Source organism: Enterobacter cloacae complex sp. 394F7 (assembly GCF_057320385.1).
In genome coordinates, this window is record NZ_JBXWCS010000002.1 from 76,495 (window position 1) to 94,652 (window position 18,158).

The window sequence follows — 18,158 nt, forward strand, 5'->3', positions numbered from 1 at the left end:
TTATTATCAACAATCATTGAGCAAAATACGAATCAAGTAACATAACGTTATCATTGTTTATTTCGCCCGTCTGCGCGAGCAAACTGACCCATGCCTTAATGACAGCATGTTTTTCTGCAGTAAGCTCAACTTTGGTTTTATAGAAAGATTGTTCTGCATTTAATAAATCGATATTCATGCGCTGACCAGCCTGAATGCTTTTTTTCGTCGCTTCAATCTGACGCCTGGCGGCGTCCACCGCGGAAGCATAGGCAGCAAGGCGCTCTGACGCATGGAGGCATTTATTTAAGGATTTTTTAATTTCGCTGTAGGTCGCCAGCCGCTGTGCATCATGAAGATATTTTGCCTGCTCATAGCGGGCCGCCGCCTGACGCAGGGACGCTGAAACGCCGCCCCCGGAAAAGAGATCCATGCTGACGCGCAGGCCTATGCTGTCGGTACGATATTTCTGATGAATGGTATTGTCGTTGCTTGAATCGTTCTCCGAATGCATCGCGTAAAGCTGTACCCGGGGAAGCGCGCCAGCGCGGCTGCGTTCAATTTCATAGCGTTTTTCTTCCACGCTATGTCCGGCAGAAAGAATATCGGGATTATGCGCGGCTGCCTTTTGTTCCCAGTATCGATAGTCTCCTGATGCCAGCGGCAGCTTAAGCGGCTTTTCACCGAGTATCGGTAGCGCTGCCGTCTGCGAGAGATCCACGCCCACGATCGCTGATAACGCAACGTTAGCCGTATCCAGCGTATCACGCGCCTCCACCTCATCCGCAATCGCCAGGCTGAGCGCAGAGGCGGTCTCGGTGACATCCGTTACTGCGCCCTCACCGGCCTCGAACTGTCGCTGAGCCTGCTTTTTCTGCTGTTCTAGCCCCTGACGATGCAGAGTCGCAAGCTGGAGCCGTTGATGCGCCTCGGTAAGATCCAGCCAGGCGGTAATGAAGCGGTTTTGCAGATCAATCAGGCTGCTTCGGTAGCGTTCATCAGACTGCATTTTTTTGATAATGCCGATGCGATACCCCGCATAGGCATCGTAATCAAACAGCGGCTGAACAACGGTAACCGATCCCGAATAACTGTCATATTGTTGATGTTGCACCACCTCAGAACGCTCCCCCAACAAATTTGTCTGCTGGTACTGCTGTCGCTGCCAGTTACGCGGTGCGCGTTGATAGCTAACGCTGACTTTTGGCAGTAACCCGGCGCGACCGATGGGGATGTACTCTTCTCCGGCAAGCTGATCCTTCACGGCAGCGCGGTACTGCGGATCGTTGTCCAGCGCCATGAACCAGCCCTGAGTCAGTGTCAGCGCACCTGCTGAAAAGGACGTCATCAGCGCGAGCAGATACACAACAGGTATGAATTTTGCGGTAAGCATCTTTACTCCTCGATGAACGACCGCGATGCACGATCCACAATGGGTTTCAGCAGATAGCTCAACAGCGAGCGCTCTCCGGCTTTAATAAAGACCTCTACTGGCATACCCGGTTTAACCTCCTCGCTCTTCAGCTTTTTCATCCCCTCCGGCGTAACAGCGATCTGAATCTTGTAGTACGGCTGCTGGGTGGTGGGATCGGTCTGGCGATCCGCTGATACCAGCGATACCCGGGCCGGGATTTTCGGCGTGCTTTGCTGGTTGAAGGCGGTAAACATCAGGGTAACGGGCATGCCCTTATGGACTTTATCGATCAGGGCGACGTCAATTTGTGAGTCGATAATCAGGGGGGAGGCCTGCGGGACAATTTCCAGTAGCTGCTCGCCCGCACTCACCACCGCGCTGTCGCTGGCAAGCGCGAGGTTCATTACCACGCCATCCTGCGGTGCGACGACGCGGGTCAGGGAGAGATCGACACCGGAGAGCGTCAGCTGTTTTTTGCTCTCGCTGACCTGCAGGCGAAGCTGGTCAATTTGCGTTTCAATATCTTTCCGGTTATCAATCAACCGCTGCTGCATGCCGCGTTTGAGCTGGGCGATCTGATTCCCTAACTCTACGATTTTGCTGCGGGTTTCACCCACCTCGCCCGCCAGAGACGCCGATTGCACCTGGATATCGAGATAGCGGTTACGGGGGAAATAGCCCTCTTCCATTAGTGGTTTCAGGTCTTTGAGTTGACGATTTAACAGTGCGAGCCCTTGCGCTTTCGTCTCGCAGGTTCTGGCAAGCGAATCGCGCTGGCGAGCCAGCCCTGCAATGGCCTGAGCGTCGTTTTCCTGAGCATTTTTCAGCGCCTCCTGTCGGGCATGCATAAGCTGGCGTTGCTGAGCCACAATGGGCTTGATCGCATCCCGCAGGGCTTCGTCTTCTGTCTCAGGGGGCAAGGTCAGCGTTTGCATGCCCGCCAGCTCAGACTGAAGGCGGCTTTCAGCAATGAGCGACGTCAGATAATGCTGGCGCGCAGCGGAGAGTTGGGCGAGCGTCGATTGCTGGCTGAGCAGCACCAGCAGGTCGCCTTTATGTACCGTCTGCCCCTCTCTGACGGCGATGCTTGTCACCACACCGCCTGTGGGTGCCTGTACGGCCTTACGGTAGCCGTCCACCACCACGGTTCCGGTGGAAACAACACCTTTATCCAGCGGCGCCAGTGCCGCCCAGAGCAAGAAAGATCCCAGACCAGCCAGCAACACTACCCAGCCAAGGCGGACAAACGGAACGACGTCAACAAGGGGCGTCTTCTGCGCATCGCTATTATGCATGGACTCTTCCTTGTTCAGCAGGGACGCTGTTTGTCTTATTTACCGGGCGAGCTGACTGCTGTAAGAGTTGTGCCGTTGGGCCATAAAGCTTGGTTTTTCCGCCTTCGAGGACGAGCAGATGGCTGGTCAGCGGCAATATTCCCGGACGATGAGAAATGATGACGACGCTTTTTTTCTGCTGCCGGAGCCGCCGGATAACCTGCTGCAAAGCCTGCTCACCCGATTCATCGAGGTGAGCGTTGGGCTCATCAAGGATCACCAGTGCCGGATTGCCGTACAGCGCCCGGGCCAGGCCAATGCGCTGTTTTTGCCCACCCGACAGGGCCATACCCTGCTCGCCAGTCAGGGTGTTATACCCGTCAGGCATACGCAAAATCATGTCGTGGATCCCGGCCAGCTTTGCCGTGGCGATCAGTTGCGTTGAATCAATCTCACCAAACTGGGCAATATTTTCAGCGAGGGTTCCCGTAAAAAGCGTAACGTCCTGCGGCAAGTAGCCGATTCCGGGACCCGGCGTCTGCTTCTGCCACTGATAAATATCCGCCCCATCCAGCCTGACGTCCCCCTCTCCGGCAGGCCAGACACCGCACAACACTCTGGCGAGACAGGATTTCCCCGATGCACTGGCTCCCACAATTCCCAGCACCTCACCCGGGTTTACCCGTAGAGTGATGTTTTGCAGTATGGGTTGCCGGGGGTTTCCCGGAGGGAAAACGGTGACATTCTCCACCGTGAGCACTCCCTGCGCAGCTGGCAGGCGAATGCTCTCCTGCGCCGGGGGAAAGTCTCCCGTCAGACGAACCACGCGTTCCCATGCCAGACGAGCTGACCGGTAGCCTTTCGCCACGCTGATGAGTTGTTCCACCGGTGACAGCGCTCTTCCGAGCAAAATTGAGCCCGCGATCATCATACCCGGCGAGATATCTCCCAGAATCGCCAGCCAACAGCCCAGCCCCAACATCAGGGACTGAAGCGCCATGCGTACGGTTTTGGTGACGGCAGACATCAATACAGCGCGTTCACTGGCCGCACTCTGGCAATAAACGAACTGTTGATGTCCGCGCCACCAGCGCGCCTTAACGTTATCAGTCATCCCCAGGGCATGCAGCGTCTCAGCGGATTGTAAGGAGCTGTTAGCCTGGTGATTTGAGATCAAGGCATACCCCCCCGCTTCATTCAAAAGCTGACGCGTCGTTTTTTCGTTAATAAACGCCAGGGCCAGCAGCAGACATGCGCCTGAAAGCGAGAACACCCCGAGCCAGGTGTTAAAAAGAAAAATAACGCCAAGGTAAACGGGAAACCAAATGGAATCAAAAACCGCAAATAACGCCGGGCCGGTAACAAACTGGCGTATAACGGTGAGGTCACTGATAGCCTGCCCGGCATTCGGGCTGTGCTTAACGAGATTACTTTCACATGCAGCGGTATAGATTGCAGGCGAAAGCGCATTATCAAATTGATTACCCAATCGGATGATGACGATGCCACGCGCGTAATCAAGGAGTGCCATGACGGCAAACATAAATAACACCAGCAGCGTCAACATAAAAAGCGTTGTGGTATTCCCGGATGACAGCGCGCGATCGTAAACCTGCAACATATAAATAGATGGTGCCAGCATCAGTATATTTATGACCGATGAGAAAAACGCAATCGTCACGAATATGCGCGTGCGAACGCGTGCAAAATTCTTAATTAGCCCCAAAGGTTCAATCATCCCTAACCCTCTGATGTTTTGGTTAATTCTCATGCCACGAGAAAGACGTGAGACGTCCATGATGAAAAAGATTTAACATTAAATATAAAAAAGCAGACAATCAGGCGCAGTGCCGTTCGGTATGCCCCAACAGAAAACTGTAATTTTCTTAGATGTTATGATGATTCATTTTATTCTTTTTTTCTTTCGCCCTGCCAAATTGCAGAATCAGAGGGTCAGTATATAAATCAACATTACTCGTAACGCAACCATTAATTAAGCAAGTATACGTTTAGTGAATATTTCTTATTGTAATACATCGACTCAATAATAATTCACGCCATCGCATCATGCTTGCACAGGATAAACAGCGCGCACTTTATTATGGGGTTTTATTGCCCACTCAATATCGCATCGCGAGGTAACGGGAAGATGTCTGTCGTGAGTTCCATCAGCCAATCACGCACGCAATTGCTAACCGCATACGGTCTGTCGGGGCGAATCCTTCGTTTATAGCGAGTCAGACAGGGCATGAAAATGCTAAGATGGTTTATGAGGTATATTCAAAGTGGAGAGTCGGTATGAATGCCGATCAGGTTGGTATGCTGAATGAGCGACTGCAAACGCTACTGCCCCCAGGATGCCCTCAGGGATAAACGACACTGGATAATTTCGTTTAATATTAGTAAGATAGCCACTTAACATATCATACCTTAAAAATTATGCGTCTGGTTTTATCGTCCTTTTTTGCACTCAGTCTGTTCAGTAGCCAGGCCTTTGCTGCCCCCGAGCCAACTGAGCAGCCTGATATTCGTGACAGTGGCTTCGTCTACTGCGTCAGCGGACAGGTTGATACCTTCAACCCACAAAAAGCGGGCAGCGGCCTGATTGTGGATACTCTCGCCGCTCAGCTTTACGACCGTCTGCTTGATGTTGATCCGTACACCTACCGTCTGGTGCCGGAGCTGGCGGAAAGCTGGGAGGTGCTGGACAACGGCGCAACTTACCGTTTCCGTCTGCGTGATGACGTTGCGTTTCAGCATACGCCGTGGTTTACCCCCACGCGCAAGCTGAATGCAGACGATGTGGTCTTTACGTTCCAGCGTATCTTCAACCGCCATCACCCCTGGCATAACGTCAACGGGGGGAACTTCCCCTATTTCGACAGCCTGCAGTTTGCCGACACCGTTAAAAGCGTGCGCAAACTGGATAACCGGACGGTTGAATTTTCCCTGACGCGCCCGGATGCCTCTTTCCTCTGGCATCTGGCGACCCACTATGCGTCCGTCATGTCCGCTGAGTACGCGGCAAAGCTGAACAAGCAGGATCGTCAGGAGCTGCTTGACCGCCAGCCGGTCGGCACCGGTCCGTTCCAGCTGGCCGAATACCGCGCCGGACAATATATTCGCCTGCAGCGCCACGAACACTTCTGGCGCGGCACGCCGCTGATGCCGCAGGTAGTGGTCGACCTCGGGTCTGGCGGTACAGGACGGCTCTCAAAGCTGCTGACCGGCGAATGTGACGTGCTGGCCTGGCCTGCCGCCAGCCAGCTCACTATTTTACGCGACGATCCGCGCCTGCGCCTGACGCTGCGCCCGGGTATGAACATTGCTTATCTTGCTTTTAACACCGATAAGCCGCCGCTGAATAACCCGGCAGTTCGTCATGCACTGGCGCTGGCCATTAACAACCAGCGTTTGATGCAGTCCATTTATTACGGCACCGCGGAAACCGCCGCCTCTATTTTACCGCGCGCCTCGTGGGCGTATGACGGTGAAGCCAAAATCACGGAATACAATCCGGCAAAAGCACGCGAACAGCTTAAAGCGTTGGGTGCTGAAAACCTGACGCTGCAGCTCTGGGTACCGACCAGCTCTCAGGCATGGAACCCTAGCCCACTGAAAACCGCCGAGCTGCTGCAGGCTGATATGGCGCAGGTGGGTGTAAAAGTGATCATCGTTCCGGTTGAAGGGCGTTTCCAGGAAGCGCGCCTGATGGATATGAACCATGACCTCACGCTGACGGGCTGGGCGACTGACAGTAACGACCCGGACAGTTTCTTCCGTCCGTTGTTAAGCTGCGCGGCAATAAACTCACAGACCAACTACGCTCACTGGTGCAACCGCGAGTTTGACGCCGTTCTGCAAAAAGCGCTGGCGTCACAACAGCTCTCGTCACGCATTGATGCCTATGATGAAGCGCAAAAGATCCTCGCTAAGGAACTGCCCGTGCTGCCGCTGGCCTCTTCCCTGCGTCTGCAGGCCTATCGTTACGATATTAAAGGCCTGGTACTCAGCCCGTTTGGCAACGCCTCCTTCGCCGGGGTCGACCGTGAAAAAGAACAAGAGGTGAAAAAACCATGATCATTTTTACCTTGCGTCGACTCCTGTTACTGCTGGTGACGCTCTTTTTACTGACCTTCGTGGGCTTCAGCCTGAGCTACTTTACGCCGCACGCCCCGCTTCAGGGATCGTCGCTGTGGGATGCCTGGCTGTTCTGGTTCAACGGCCTGCTGCACTGGGATTTTGGCGTCTCCAGTATCAACGGACAGCTTATCTCTGAGCAGTTGAAAGACGTGTTCCCGGCCACGATGGAGCTCTGCATTCTGGCCTTCGGTTTTGCCCTGATGGTGGGCATTCCGGTGGGCATGCTGGCGGGGATTTATCGCAATAAATGGCAGGATAAATTTATCAGCGCCCTCGCCCTGCTCGGCTTTTCTATCCCGGTTTTCTGGCTGGCGCTGTTGCTGACGCTGTTCTTCTCTCTGACGATCGGCTGGCTGCCGGTTTCAGGCCGCTTTGACCTCCTCTACACGGTTAAATCGGTGACCGGTTTCGCCATAATTGATGCATGGCTCTCTGACTCCGTCTGGCGTCACGAAATGATCGTCAGCGCCCTGCGTCATATGGTGTTGCCGGTGCTAACGCTTGCGGTGGCACCCACCACCGAAGTGATCCGCCTGATGCGCCTGAGCACCATGGAAGTGTTTGATCAGAACTACGTTAAAGCTGCGGCCACGCGCGGGCTTTCACGCCTGACTATCTTGCGTCGTCACGTACTGCATAACGCGCTCCCGCCTGTCATTCCGCGCCTTGGGCTGCAGTTTTCGACCATGCTGACCCTGGCGATGATCACCGAGATGGTCTTTAGCTGGCCAGGTCTGGGCCGGTGGCTCATTAACGCCATTCGTCAGCAGGATTACGCCGCCATTTCAGCAGGCGTCATGGTGATTGGTTCGCTGGTGATTATTGTTAACGTGATTTCCGATATTTTGGGTGCAATGGCCAACCCGTTGAAGCATAAGGAATGGTATGCCTTACGATAGCGTATACAGTGAAAAGCGCACGCCCGGTGCGCTACGTACCGTGTGGCGTAAATTCTATGGTGACACCACGGCAATGATCGGCCTGTACGGCTGCGCCGGTCTGGTCTTGCTGTGCGTATTTGGATCGTGGTTTGCGCCGTACGGTATCGACCAGCAGTTCCTCGGCTATCAACTGTTGCCCCCGTCGTGGTCGCGCTATGGGGAAGTTTCCTTCTTCCTGGGCACCGACGATCTGGGCCGTGATGTGCTGAGCCGCCTGCTGAGCGGTGCCGCCCCAACGGTGGGTGGCGCGTTTGTGGTGACGCTTGCCGCCACAGTTTGCGGTCTGGCGCTGGGCATTTTTGCTGGTTCCACCCACGGTCTGCGCTCGGCGGTGCTGAACCATATTCTGGACACCCTGCTCTCTATCCCGTCGCTGCTGCTGGCGATCATTGTGGTGGCCTTTGCCGGGCCGCACCTGATGCATGCCATGTTTGCCGTGTGGCTGGCTATCCTGCCTCGTATCGTTCGTTCTGTGTACAGCATGGTGCATGACGAACTGGAGAAAGAGTATGTTGTTGCTGCCCGTCTGGACGGTGCCACCACGCTGAATATTCTCTGGTTTGCCGTCCTGCCGAATATCGCAGCCGGGCTGGTCACCGAGATCACCCGCGCCCTGTCGATGGCGATACTGGATATCGCTGCGCTGGGTTTCCTCGATTTGGGTGCCCAACTGCCGTCACCGGAATGGGGTGCGATGCTGGGCGATGCGCTGGAGCTTATCTACGTCGCCCCGTGGACAGTTATGTTACCGGGTGCGGCCATTATGGTCAGCGTGTTGCTGATTAACCTGCTGGGCGACGGTATTCGCCGCGCAATTAATGCGGGGGTGCAATAATGCCGCTTCTTGATATCCGCAACCTCACCATCGAGTTTAAAACCGGTGAGGGCTGGGTTAAGGCTGTCGATCGAATCAGCATTACCCTTGCTGAAGGTGAAATTCGCGGGCTGGTGGGCGAATCCGGCTCCGGGAAAAGCCTCATCGCCAAAGCCATTTGTGGTGTAGCGAAAGACAACTGGCGCGTCACCGCCGACCGCATGCGGTTTGATGATATTGACCTGCTGCGCCTCTCTCCGCGCGAGCGTCGCAAGCTGGTGGGCCATAACGTCTCGATGATTTTCCAGGAGCCACAATCCTGCCTTGACCCGTCCGAGCGCGTAGGTAAGCAGTTGATGCAGAATATCCCCGGCTGGACCTATAAAGGCCGCTGGTGGCAGCGTTTCGGCTGGCGCAAACGCCGCGCCATTGAGCTGCTGCACCGCGTCGGGATCAAAGATCATAAAGACGCAATGCGCAGTTTCCCCTACGAACTCACCGACGGTGAATGCCAGAAAGTGATGATCGCCATCGCGCTGGCCAATCAGCCGCGCCTGTTGATTGCGGATGAACCAACGAACGCCATGGAGCCGACCACGCAGGCGCAGATATTCCGTCTGCTGACGCGGCTGAATCAGAATAACAACACCACCATTTTGCTGATCAGTCACGACCTGCAAATGCTCAGCAAATGGGCGGATAAAATTGATGTGATGTACTGTGGGCAAACGGTGGAAACCGCCCCCAGTGAAGATCTGATTACCACGCCGCACCACCCCTACACCCAGGCGCTGATTCGTGCGATCCCGGATTTTGGCAGCGCCATGCCGCACAAGAGCCGTCTGAACACGCTGCCGGGTGCGATCCCGCTTCTGGAATCATTGCCGATAGGCTGTCGTCTTGGGCCACGTTGCCCGTATGCTCAGCGTAAATGTATTGAAACGCCGCGTCTGACGGGGGCGAAGAACCATCTTTACGCCTGTCATTTCCCGCTGAACATGGAGAGAGAGTGAAATGGTCGAAACCTTACTGGAAGTACGCAACCTGAGTAAGACCTTTCGCTACCGCACCGGGCTGTTCCATCGCCAGACCGTGGAAGCGGTGAAACCGCTGAGCTTTACGCTGCGCGAAAAGCAGACGCTGGCGATTATTGGCGAGAATGGTTCCGGCAAATCCACGCTGGCTAAAATGCTGGCGGGCATGGTTGAGCCAAGCGGCGGTGAAGTGCTGATTGACGATCATCCGCTGGCATTCGGCGATTACTCCTTCCGCAGCCAGCGCATCCGCATGATCTTCCAGGATCCCTCCACCTCGCTCAATCCGCGCCAGCGTATTTCGCAGATCCTGGATTTCCCGCTGCGGCTGAATACCGATCTGGAGCCTGACGCTCGCCGTAAACGTATCTTTGAAACCCTGCGTATGGTCGGACTGCTGCCCGATCACGAAAGTTACTATCCGCATATGCTGGCTCCGGGACAGAAGCAGCGTCTGGGGCTGGCGCGCGCCCTGATTTTGCGCCCGAAGGTGATTATTGCAGACGAAGCCCTCGCCTCACTGGATATGTCGATGCGTTCCCAGTTAATTAACCTGATGCTGGAACTGCAGGAAAAACAGGGGATCTCTTATATCTACGTCACCCAACATCTTGGCATGATGAAACACATCAGCGACCAGGTGATGGTCATGCATCAGGGTGAAGTTGTCGAGCGCGGCAGCACGGCGGATGTGCTGGCCTCCCCACTCCACGATTTAACAAAACGCCTGATTGCCGGACATTTTGGTGAAGCGCTAACTGCTGATGCATGGAGAAAGGATCGGTAACCGCCCGTCAGGCGTCTCCCGCGACAGCGAATATTTCGACTCAGAACTTCAAAGGATTAAACAGACGTTTAATCCTTTTGTTTTGCGTTGCACATCGCCATCCGCTTTATAAGCGGCTCTCCATTTTTCCTCCATACTCCAGGCAATAAGAATCAATCCTTCTCCTTCAGAATATGCAGATATTTCGGAGGAAAGAATGAACAAAACCACATATTATTTAAAACACCTTGAGTATCTGTTCAGGAAGTGTCGGTCTTATTTAATATCAGACATTAACTTTCATCTGTCCCGTCTCAAAGCAACCCACGGCGACACATTTGATATAAAATCACCTGCTACCCTGAACGAAAAAATTTGTCATCGTCTGGTCTATGACCATAATGCGCATTATACGATGCTGGCGGATAAACTGGCTGTGCGGGAATATGTCCTGTCGAGAACGCAACGTCTGAAAATCGTTCCATTGATTGGCGTATACCGTCGCGTTGAGCACATCGACATGACGAAACTGCCGCATAAATTTGTGTTAAAGTGCAACCATGACAGTGGAAGCGCGATCATATGCACAAACAAAGCTGAATTTGACCTTAAAAAATCGCAAAACAAGCTTCGGCTGGCATTAAAGAGAAATCTATATTACACCACACGGGAGTGGCAATATAAAAACATCCCTCCTGTTATTCTGTGCGAGAAGTATATCGATCTCTTTAATGACGCGGACAAAAACACAACACCCGAAATGTTGAGGATTCATTGTTTCCACGGTGTCGCGCAGTTTATGGAAGCTGATTTCACTGATGAAAACGGCAATGGTTTTATCAACGTTTACGATCGCCACTGGCAGTTGCAGCCTTTCCAGATGGAATATCCCAACACTCCGCAGGACATACCCAAGCCCGCCTCTTATCAGGAAGCGCTGCTGGCGGCGCAAGAGCTGGCCCTGGGGATTGACTATTGCCGTGTCGACCTCATGCTCACCCGGGACGAGATCTACTTCAGCGAGATAACGTTAAGCCCGAAACGGGGCAAACTGGCTATCACGCCGCCGGAATGGGATGCCAGGTTAGGTGAAATGTGGCAAATGACGCCCGTCGCAAACAGGCTCATTTGAGCCTGTTCGCAGTTACGACGCGTTCGGCCAGGTTAATTTGAAGAGGGAGTGGTTTTGCTTCGTCAACACATAGGTGACATCGCCACCGTGCGCAGACATGATGGCTTTGACCACCGACAGCCCTAAACCACACCCTTCAGGATTCAATTGTCTGGCCCCTTTATCCCGCTGAAAGGGCTGGAAGAGAAAATCATGAAATTCGCGGGGAATGCCCGGCCCTTCGTCCTGAATCAGAATGTAATTTTCTCTGCCAAACACGCCATTTTTTACGATGAGTTTACGTGATGTCGAATAATGCAGCGCATTGTCGAACAGCACGGTTAAGCACTGATTAATACGTAGCGGATCGCAGAGACACCGCTGGGCTTTAAGTTCGGTACGAAGAGTAAATTGCTTACGCTCAAACTCGGGTCTGAAGGTTTCCAGCGCCGTTTCGAGGGTTTCCTTCAGATCGATTTCACTCTTGTATAACGTATAACCGGCACCGCCGTCTGAACTGACAACCCGGAGATCTTCTATCAGCCGCGCCAACCCTTCGGTTTGTTTAAGCAGGTTATTAAACAGAACGGGTTCCGGCGTAAAAACACCGTCGACGAGCCCCTGAAGCCGCCCGCGTAAAATCGTGACGGGCGTTCTCAACTCATGCGCAATCGCCGCATTCCAGGATTTACGTTGACTGTCCAGCGTCTGTAATTTTTCAGCCATTTCGTTGAAGTCGTTGACGAGATGATTTATCTCGCCAAGCCGGGAACTGGCGCACCAGGCCCTGGCATCCAGCTCGCCCTGCGAGATGCGTTTCAGGCTTGTGGCTACCGCGTTTAATGGCGTGAGGATGCGCGATGACAGCTTTACGGTTAAAAAGAGGGAAATCATCACACTGATTGCAGAGACCGTCACGATCCACACCCAGTCCCACATCGTCATATTTTCATCGTTACCGGCCGCTACGCCGCCCGGAAGGTAATCGAGTACGAAGCTGTAAAACAGCCAGGACCCCAGGATAGCGATGGCGATAATCATCAACGCCAGCGTTAACATGTAGGTCAGAATCTGGCGGCTCAGAACAGATTCTCTGCTCATTTCTTTTCTCCCAGCCGGTAGCCCATTCCTCTAATGCTTTCTGGCACACCATGAAGACCTGCAAGCTCCAGTTTTTTACGCAGTTTGCTCATGTGGCTGTCGACCGTTCTGTCTAAGGTATCGCCTTCCGGCAGGCAGGCGTTAAGTAATTCCTCACGGGAGCAGACCTTTCTTGGGTTCCTGACCAGGTAAGTCAGCAATTTAAATTCTGTGGTGGTCAATACCGGGCAAACCACCTCTTCCCCCACCGTAACTTCTATATAGAAATCATCCGGGTAGACCGTGATGAAGGGCGTCCTGAGCGGCATTGCAGCCACCTGTTGAACGTGAGCCTTCGTCCTGCGCAGTACGGCTTCGACTCGCGCGACAACTTCAGAGGGATTGAAAGGCTTGATCACGTAGTCGTCAGCGCCCAGGCGCAATCCCATCAGTTTATCAACATCCTGATCGAGGGCGGTGACCATAATAACAGGCACCGTACTCTCCCGGCGCAGCGTGGTAAGAACGCTCCAGCCATCAAATACCGGCAACTGGATATCCAGCAAAATGAGATCCGGTTTATGCAGACGCGTCAGGTTTATCGCCTGCTCACCGTCAGTTGCCCTTAACGTTTTCATCCCAGCCCGCTGCAGGTAGCTCATCAGTATATCGGCGATTTCATCTTCATCTTCGGCGACAAGGATTAAATTATTTTTGTACATTTTATCTCCACAGGAACTGAAAGCGTCTCTATTATGTTGAGAAAATACGCTATACGTCATTTTATAAAAGTCTAAGACCCACGCACGACAAAAAAGTGCCGTTGGGCGACGACTTTTTATAAACATTTCTGCCACAACCGAACCCCCTTAGGTTATTGTCTCCACACTTCCTCCACATTTCGGAAATAAATACTCCATATACAGACGTAATCTTTTTTATTCAGAAAAAAAACGACCAAAGAGAATAAACCGTTGAACTTCTCGCACGCACCCCGGTCTATCAATTGCTTTCATTAATACCCGAAGACACTCACCATGAATATTAATAGATATGTCTCACCTGCTAACGTTGGCACGTCATGTTTGTTTCTTATTGTATCGTGGGGATTATTGCATCTTTGGATGATCCTGATACATGAAGTCGATGAAAAAGTGGCGGCAACCATTATCTCCTCACCTGTTATTTATGGTTGTATCGCAGCGACATCGTTTTTTCTTGCGATTCAACATAAAGGAGGCGGATTGACGGAACTCCTTGTCATGGCCCTGTGCCTGGCATTGATTTTTATCTACCTGATCATCATTTTCAGTATTTTGTTAAACATCGCACCTGATATTGCCGATCTGGTGTTTTACTGCGAATGTTTTCTCATTATATTTTTTGTTGGCTCACCCATTTATCTCATGTTAAGGATGATTTAAGTTTACTGTCTCCATATAGCCTCCACAAATCGCACATCAGTACTAAACATGCGCTGTATAAAGTAACGGTTAATGGATAAATTCCTGACGGAATTCCCCTGCTCTCTGGCATTAATAACTCGAAAAATATGATCCTTAAAAATACTCATCGTCCTCCGGTCGTTTCCGGGGTTGTTGGCTCGCTCAAGGCACTTGCCGTGCGGCACCGCAAGAAGCTGTTTATTACCTTCTTTCTGGTTATTGCCGAAAATGTGACCTTTTTACTCTATCCCGTACTTGCGGGGATCGCGATAAATGCCATTCTCGCCGGGGATACCGTGAGCGCTGCACTGTATGGGCTAATGGTCCTGTTTATCTGGTGCATTGGTGCCGCCAGGCGCAGCGTGGACACGCGCACCTTCGCAAGGATTTACGCCGGGCTTGCGGTCTCTGTGGTGCTGGCTCAGCGAAAATACCAGCTTAATCATTCGACAATCGCGGCGAGAGTTACCTTATCGCGTGAGTTCGTGGATTTCTTTGAAATGCATCTGCCCATGCTCATTACCTCAATGAGTTCGCTTTTTGGTGCAGCCATTATGCTGCTGATCATTGAATTCTGGGCTGGCATCGTCTGCGCCATCATCGTCTTAATCCTGATGGGATTTGTTTCCGGTTTCACCCATAAGAATGAATTGCTGTTCAGACGCCTCAATAACCGCCTCGAGAAAGAGGTGGATTATGTACATAAAGCGGGCTCTGCGACCCTCAAACGTCATTATTCTACGCTTGCACACTTACGTATTGCGCTCTCTGACCGCGAAGCGTGGGGATATTTACTGATTGGTTCGCTGATCGCCCTGCTTTTTACGCTGACCATTATCCTGATGACCCACTCGACGGGAATTACGGCGGGTCATATTTACTCCGTGATGACCTATATGTGGATGTTTGCGACAAGCCTGGATGACGCCCCGCAACTCCTTGAGAAATTTTCACAGCTCAGAGACATCGGTAAACGGGTATCGACCGATGACGAGGCACTGCACCCGTAATGCGTTTCACTGTTAGTTGACTGGAAGTAATCCTCATGCCGCAATTTTTTATTGATCGTCCTGTTTTCGCCTGGGTCGTCGCGCTTTTTATTGTTTTGACGGGCGTGTTGTCTATCCCCCGACTGCCGGTTGCGCAATATCCGGCCGTTGCACCGCCGGGTATTATCATTACTGTCTCGTATCCCGGTGCCAGCCCTGATGTGATGAATACATCGGTCGTCTCTCTTATCGAACGTGAAATATCCGGCGTGGATAATTTGCTCTATTTTGAATCCTCGAGTGACACCACCGGTTCAGCCTCAATTACGGTGACGTTTAAGCCAGGCACAGATATTAAACTGGCGCAGATGGATCTCCAGAATCAGATAAAAATTGTCGAGCCGCGTCTGCCCCAGTCGGTCCGGCAAAACGGCATTAACGTCGAGGCGGCGAACGCCGGTTTTCTGATGATGGTGGGGTTAAAATCCACCTCAGGGAAATTTCAGGAAGCGGATTTGAGCGATTATTTTGCCAGAAATATTAGCGATGAGCTTCGCCGCGTGCCGGGGGTTGGCAAAGTCCAGCTTTTTGGTGGGGAGAAAGCGCTACGTATCTGGCTCGATCCGATGAAGCTTCACAGCTATGGGCTGTCGGTGAGCGATGTGCTTACGGCGGTCAGCCAGCAGAATACCATTGTTTCCCCCGGCAGAACGGGCGATGAACCGGCAACAGAAGGCCAGGGAGTGACTTATCCGATTACGGTCAAAGGACAACTTTCTTCGGTCGAGGCATTTCGCCATATTACCCTTAAATCCGATACCACAGGGGCCCGCCTGCAGTTGTCGGACGTTGCCCGCATTGAATCCGGCTTGCAAAGCTATGCGTACGGTATTCGCGAAAACGGCGTCCCGGCGACGGCAGCCGCAATCCAGCTGTCCCCGGGAGCGAATGCCATCAGTACCGCCTCAGGCGTGCGGGCGCGCATTGATGAGCTCTCTCACGTGCTTCCGGAGGGAATGACCTTCACCGTCCCTTTTGATACGGCACCCTTCGTAAAGCTATCAATTATGAAGGTGGTACAGACGTTTGTTGAAGCGATGGTGCTGGTGTTTCTGGTCATGCTGCTTTTTCTGCACAAGATACGCTGCACGCTTATTCCGGCGATTGTCGCCCCCGTGGCGCTCCTGGGCACCTTTACGATCATGCTGCTCAGCGGTTATTCCATCAACATCCTGACCATGTTCGGCATGGTGCTGGCAATCGGTATTATCGTTGATGATGCCATCGTCGTGGTTGAAAACGTCGAAAGACTGATGGAAGAAAAAGCGCTTTCACCGCGCGAAGCCACTCGGCAGGCCATGCAGGAAATCACCCCTGCCATCGCGGGTATCACGCTTGTGCTCACGGCGGTGTTTATCCCGATGGGCTTTGCTGAGGGATCGGTGGGGATCATCTATCGACAATTCTGTATTTCAATGGCCATTTCCATTTTGTTATCGGCCTTTCTGGCGCTGACGCTGACACCCGCGCTTTGTGCCACGTTACTCAAGCCCCATGAGGCGAACAAGAGAGGCGCCGGGAAATTTGCGACCTGGTTTAACGCGCATTTTCACGCCCTCACGGCGGTATATGCCTCCAGCCTGGGCGCCGTATTAAAACGAACGGGCCGCATGCTGCTGCTGTATGTTGCCCTTTGCGCTGCCCTGTTTGCTGGCCTGTCGTCTTTGCCCTCCTCGTTTCTGCCGGATGAAGATCAGGGCTACTTTATGTCATCCCTGCAACTGCCGTCTGATGCAACCATACAGCGTACCCTTAAAGTGGTTGAAAAATTTGAAGAGGAAATTGCATCGCGACCGGCGATTGAGAGCAACATTATGATTCTGGGCTTTGGCTTTTCAGGTTCTGGCCCCAACTCGGCCATGGCCTTTACCACGCTTAAGGACTGGAAAAACCGTCAGGGGATCACCGCCCAGGATGAAGCAAACGCGATCCAGTCGGGCATGGAGAGCGTTTCTGATGCCGTGACGATGAGCCTGCTCCCTCCGGCGATTTCGGATATGGGGACCTCATCCGGATTTACTTACTATCTGCAGGACCGGGCAGGACTGGGATATCAGGCTCTAAAAAAGGCTGCGGATGACCTTGTTCAGCAGGCAAATCAACGGCCTGAACTGAATGATGTCTACATAGATGGCCTGCCGGATGGCACCAGCCTGGCGATTCAGATCGACCGGGAAAAAGCCGAGTCCATGGGCGTCTCGTTTGACGAAATTAATCAAACCCTGTCTGTGACCACGGGCTCCAGTTACGTTAATGACTATACCAATAACGGCCGCGTTCAACAGGTGATTGTTCAGGCCGATGCGCCCTACCGCATGCAGCCCGAACAATTGTTAGCCTTATCGGTAAAAAATCGGACGGGACAGATGGTGCCGGTCTCTACGTTTGCCACCCTTTCATGGAACGTTGCGCCCCAGCAGTTGAACCGCTATCAGGGTTATCCTGCGATACGCATTACAGGAAGTGCCGCCTCGGGTGAATCCAGCGGTACGGCAATGAAAGCCATGGAAGCGCTGGCAAGAGAGATGCCTGCGGGTATCGCAGGGGAATGGGCCGGGAGTTCATTGCAGGAGAAAGCGTCTGAGTCACAGCTTCCCGGCCTTATTGTGCTGTCGATCCTCGTTGTGTTTATGGTTCTTGCCGCGCTCTATGAGAGCTGGTCTATACCCTTCGCGGTTATGCTGGTCGTGCCATTGGGTCTTATTGGCGCGGTAGCGGCCGTACACATTGCCGGCATGACAAATGATGTTTTCTTCAAGGTGGGGATGATCACCCTGATCGGGCTGTCTGCAAAAAACGCCATTCTGATTGTCGAGTTTGCCAGGCAGTTGCAGCGGGAGGGGGAAACAATCGTGGCAGCAACGCTACAGGCTGCCCGGCAACGCTTGCGACCTGTTCTGATGACCTCACTGGCCTTTACGCTAGGGGTTGTCCCGTTAATGCTGGCCCGTGGCGCAAGTGACAGCACGCAGCATGCCATTGGCACCGGGGTTTTCGGCGGTATGATTAGCGGTACATTTCTCGCCATTTTCTTCGTCCCGGTTTTCTTTATTGTCGTCGCGCGTTTCATCGAGCAGGCCAGGAAAAGGTGAAACGCTTTATGGGATC

At 52.9% G+C, this 18,158-nt stretch carries 14 protein-coding genes and 1 pseudogene; 10 read left to right on the forward strand and 5 right to left on the reverse strand.

Annotation, left to right across the window (positions count from 1 at the left end; all coding sequences use genetic code 11):
- Window positions 1–13 precede the first annotated feature (13 nt).
- The 3 genes from AC2FAK_RS02840 to AC2FAK_RS02850 are packed head-to-tail and all read right to left on the reverse strand — an operon-like array spanning window position 14 to window position 4,405.
- Complete coding sequence (locus tag AC2FAK_RS02840; RefSeq protein WP_095454504.1) at window positions 14–1,372, reverse strand: TolC family outer membrane protein; 1,359 nt, start codon at window positions 1,370–1,372, stop codon at window positions 14–16.
- 2 nt (window positions 1,373–1,374) lie between these two features.
- Window positions 1,375–2,688, reverse strand: a complete 1,314-nt coding sequence (locus tag AC2FAK_RS02845) for an HlyD family type I secretion periplasmic adaptor subunit (protein ID WP_013096399.1) — start codon at window positions 2,686–2,688, stop codon at window positions 1,375–1,377.
- The gene (locus AC2FAK_RS02850) at window positions 2,681–4,405 is read right to left on the reverse strand and encodes a type I secretion system permease/ATPase (RefSeq protein ID WP_276307899.1); all 1,725 of its coding nucleotides are present in this window, start codon (window positions 4,403–4,405) and stop codon (window positions 2,681–2,683) included. The genes AC2FAK_RS02845 and AC2FAK_RS02850 overlap by 8 nt, the downstream gene beginning before the upstream one ends.
- 470 nt (window positions 4,406–4,875) lie before the next feature.
- On the opposite strand from AC2FAK_RS02850, the pseudogene AC2FAK_RS02855 reads away from it, so the two are divergent.
- The 7 genes and pseudogenes from AC2FAK_RS02855 to AC2FAK_RS02885 all read left to right on the forward strand — a co-directional run.
- Window positions 4,876–5,040 (forward strand): annotated as a pseudogene (locus AC2FAK_RS02855) (site-specific integrase); the annotation flags it as partial.
- A gap of 66 nt (window positions 5,041–5,106) precedes the next feature.
- The gene (sapA, locus tag AC2FAK_RS02860) at window positions 5,107–6,747 is read left to right on the forward strand and encodes an ABC transporter substrate-binding protein SapA (RefSeq protein ID WP_038419595.1); all 1,641 of its coding nucleotides are present in this window, start codon (window positions 5,107–5,109) and stop codon (window positions 6,745–6,747) included.
- Window positions 6,744–7,709, forward strand: a complete 966-nt coding sequence (gene sapB, locus AC2FAK_RS02865) for a putrescine export ABC transporter permease SapB (RefSeq protein ID WP_095454505.1) — start codon at window positions 6,744–6,746, stop codon at window positions 7,707–7,709. The genes sapA and sapB overlap by 4 nt, the downstream gene beginning before the upstream one ends.
- Entirely contained in the window at window positions 7,696–8,586 is an 891-nt protein-coding gene (gene sapC, locus AC2FAK_RS02870) for a putrescine export ABC transporter permease SapC (RefSeq protein ID WP_013096395.1), read from the forward strand. Before sapB ends, sapC begins: the two co-directional genes overlap by 14 nt.
- The gene (sapD, locus tag AC2FAK_RS02875) at window positions 8,586–9,578 is read left to right on the forward strand and encodes a peptide ABC transporter ATP-binding protein SapD (RefSeq protein WP_013096394.1); all 993 of its coding nucleotides are present in this window, start codon (window positions 8,586–8,588) and stop codon (window positions 9,576–9,578) included. The genes sapC and sapD overlap by 1 nt, the downstream gene beginning before the upstream one ends.
- A 1-nt stretch (window position 9,579) precedes the next feature.
- Window positions 9,580–10,386 (forward strand): putrescine export ABC transporter ATP-binding protein SapF, encoded by an 807-nt coding sequence (sapF, locus tag AC2FAK_RS02880; protein WP_013096393.1) that lies wholly within the window; start codon window positions 9,580–9,582, stop codon window positions 10,384–10,386.
- Between the two features lie 196 nt (window positions 10,387–10,582).
- Window positions 10,583–11,497: an ATP-grasp fold amidoligase family protein gene (locus AC2FAK_RS02885; RefSeq protein ID WP_095454506.1), complete on the forward strand. Its 915-nt coding sequence runs from the start codon at window positions 10,583–10,585 to the stop codon at window positions 11,495–11,497.
- A gap of 12 nt (window positions 11,498–11,509) precedes the next feature.
- Here AC2FAK_RS02885 and AC2FAK_RS02890 read toward each other — a convergent pair whose 3' ends face one another.
- Entirely contained in the window at window positions 11,510–12,577 is a 1,068-nt protein-coding gene (locus tag AC2FAK_RS02890; protein ID WP_029883563.1) for an ATP-binding protein, read from the reverse strand.
- Window positions 12,574–13,278 (reverse strand): response regulator, encoded by a 705-nt coding sequence (locus tag AC2FAK_RS02895; RefSeq protein WP_020690953.1) that lies wholly within the window; start codon window positions 13,276–13,278, stop codon window positions 12,574–12,576. Before AC2FAK_RS02895 ends, AC2FAK_RS02890 begins: the two co-directional genes overlap by 4 nt.
- A 315-nt stretch (window positions 13,279–13,593) precedes the next feature.
- Between AC2FAK_RS02895 and crrC the strand changes: the two genes are divergently transcribed.
- The 3 genes from crrC to AC2FAK_RS02910 all read left to right on the forward strand — a co-directional run bounded on the left by crrC (window position 13,594) and on the right by AC2FAK_RS02910 (window position 18,142).
- A complete protein-coding gene (crrC, locus tag AC2FAK_RS02900) occupies window positions 13,594–13,980 on the forward strand; it encodes a colistin resistant protein CrrC (protein WP_028027998.1) in 387 nt (128 codons plus the stop codon).
- Window positions 13,981–14,108: 128 nt separating this feature from the next.
- Window positions 14,109–15,011 (forward strand): ABC transporter six-transmembrane domain-containing protein, encoded by a 903-nt coding sequence (locus AC2FAK_RS02905; RefSeq protein ID WP_040022219.1) that lies wholly within the window; start codon window positions 14,109–14,111, stop codon window positions 15,009–15,011.
- A 35-nt stretch (window positions 15,012–15,046) separates the two neighbouring features.
- Window positions 15,047–18,142: a multidrug efflux RND transporter permease subunit gene (locus tag AC2FAK_RS02910; protein WP_095454507.1), complete on the forward strand. Its 3,096-nt coding sequence runs from the start codon at window positions 15,047–15,049 to the stop codon at window positions 18,140–18,142.
- Window positions 18,143–18,158: the final 16 nt, after the last annotated feature.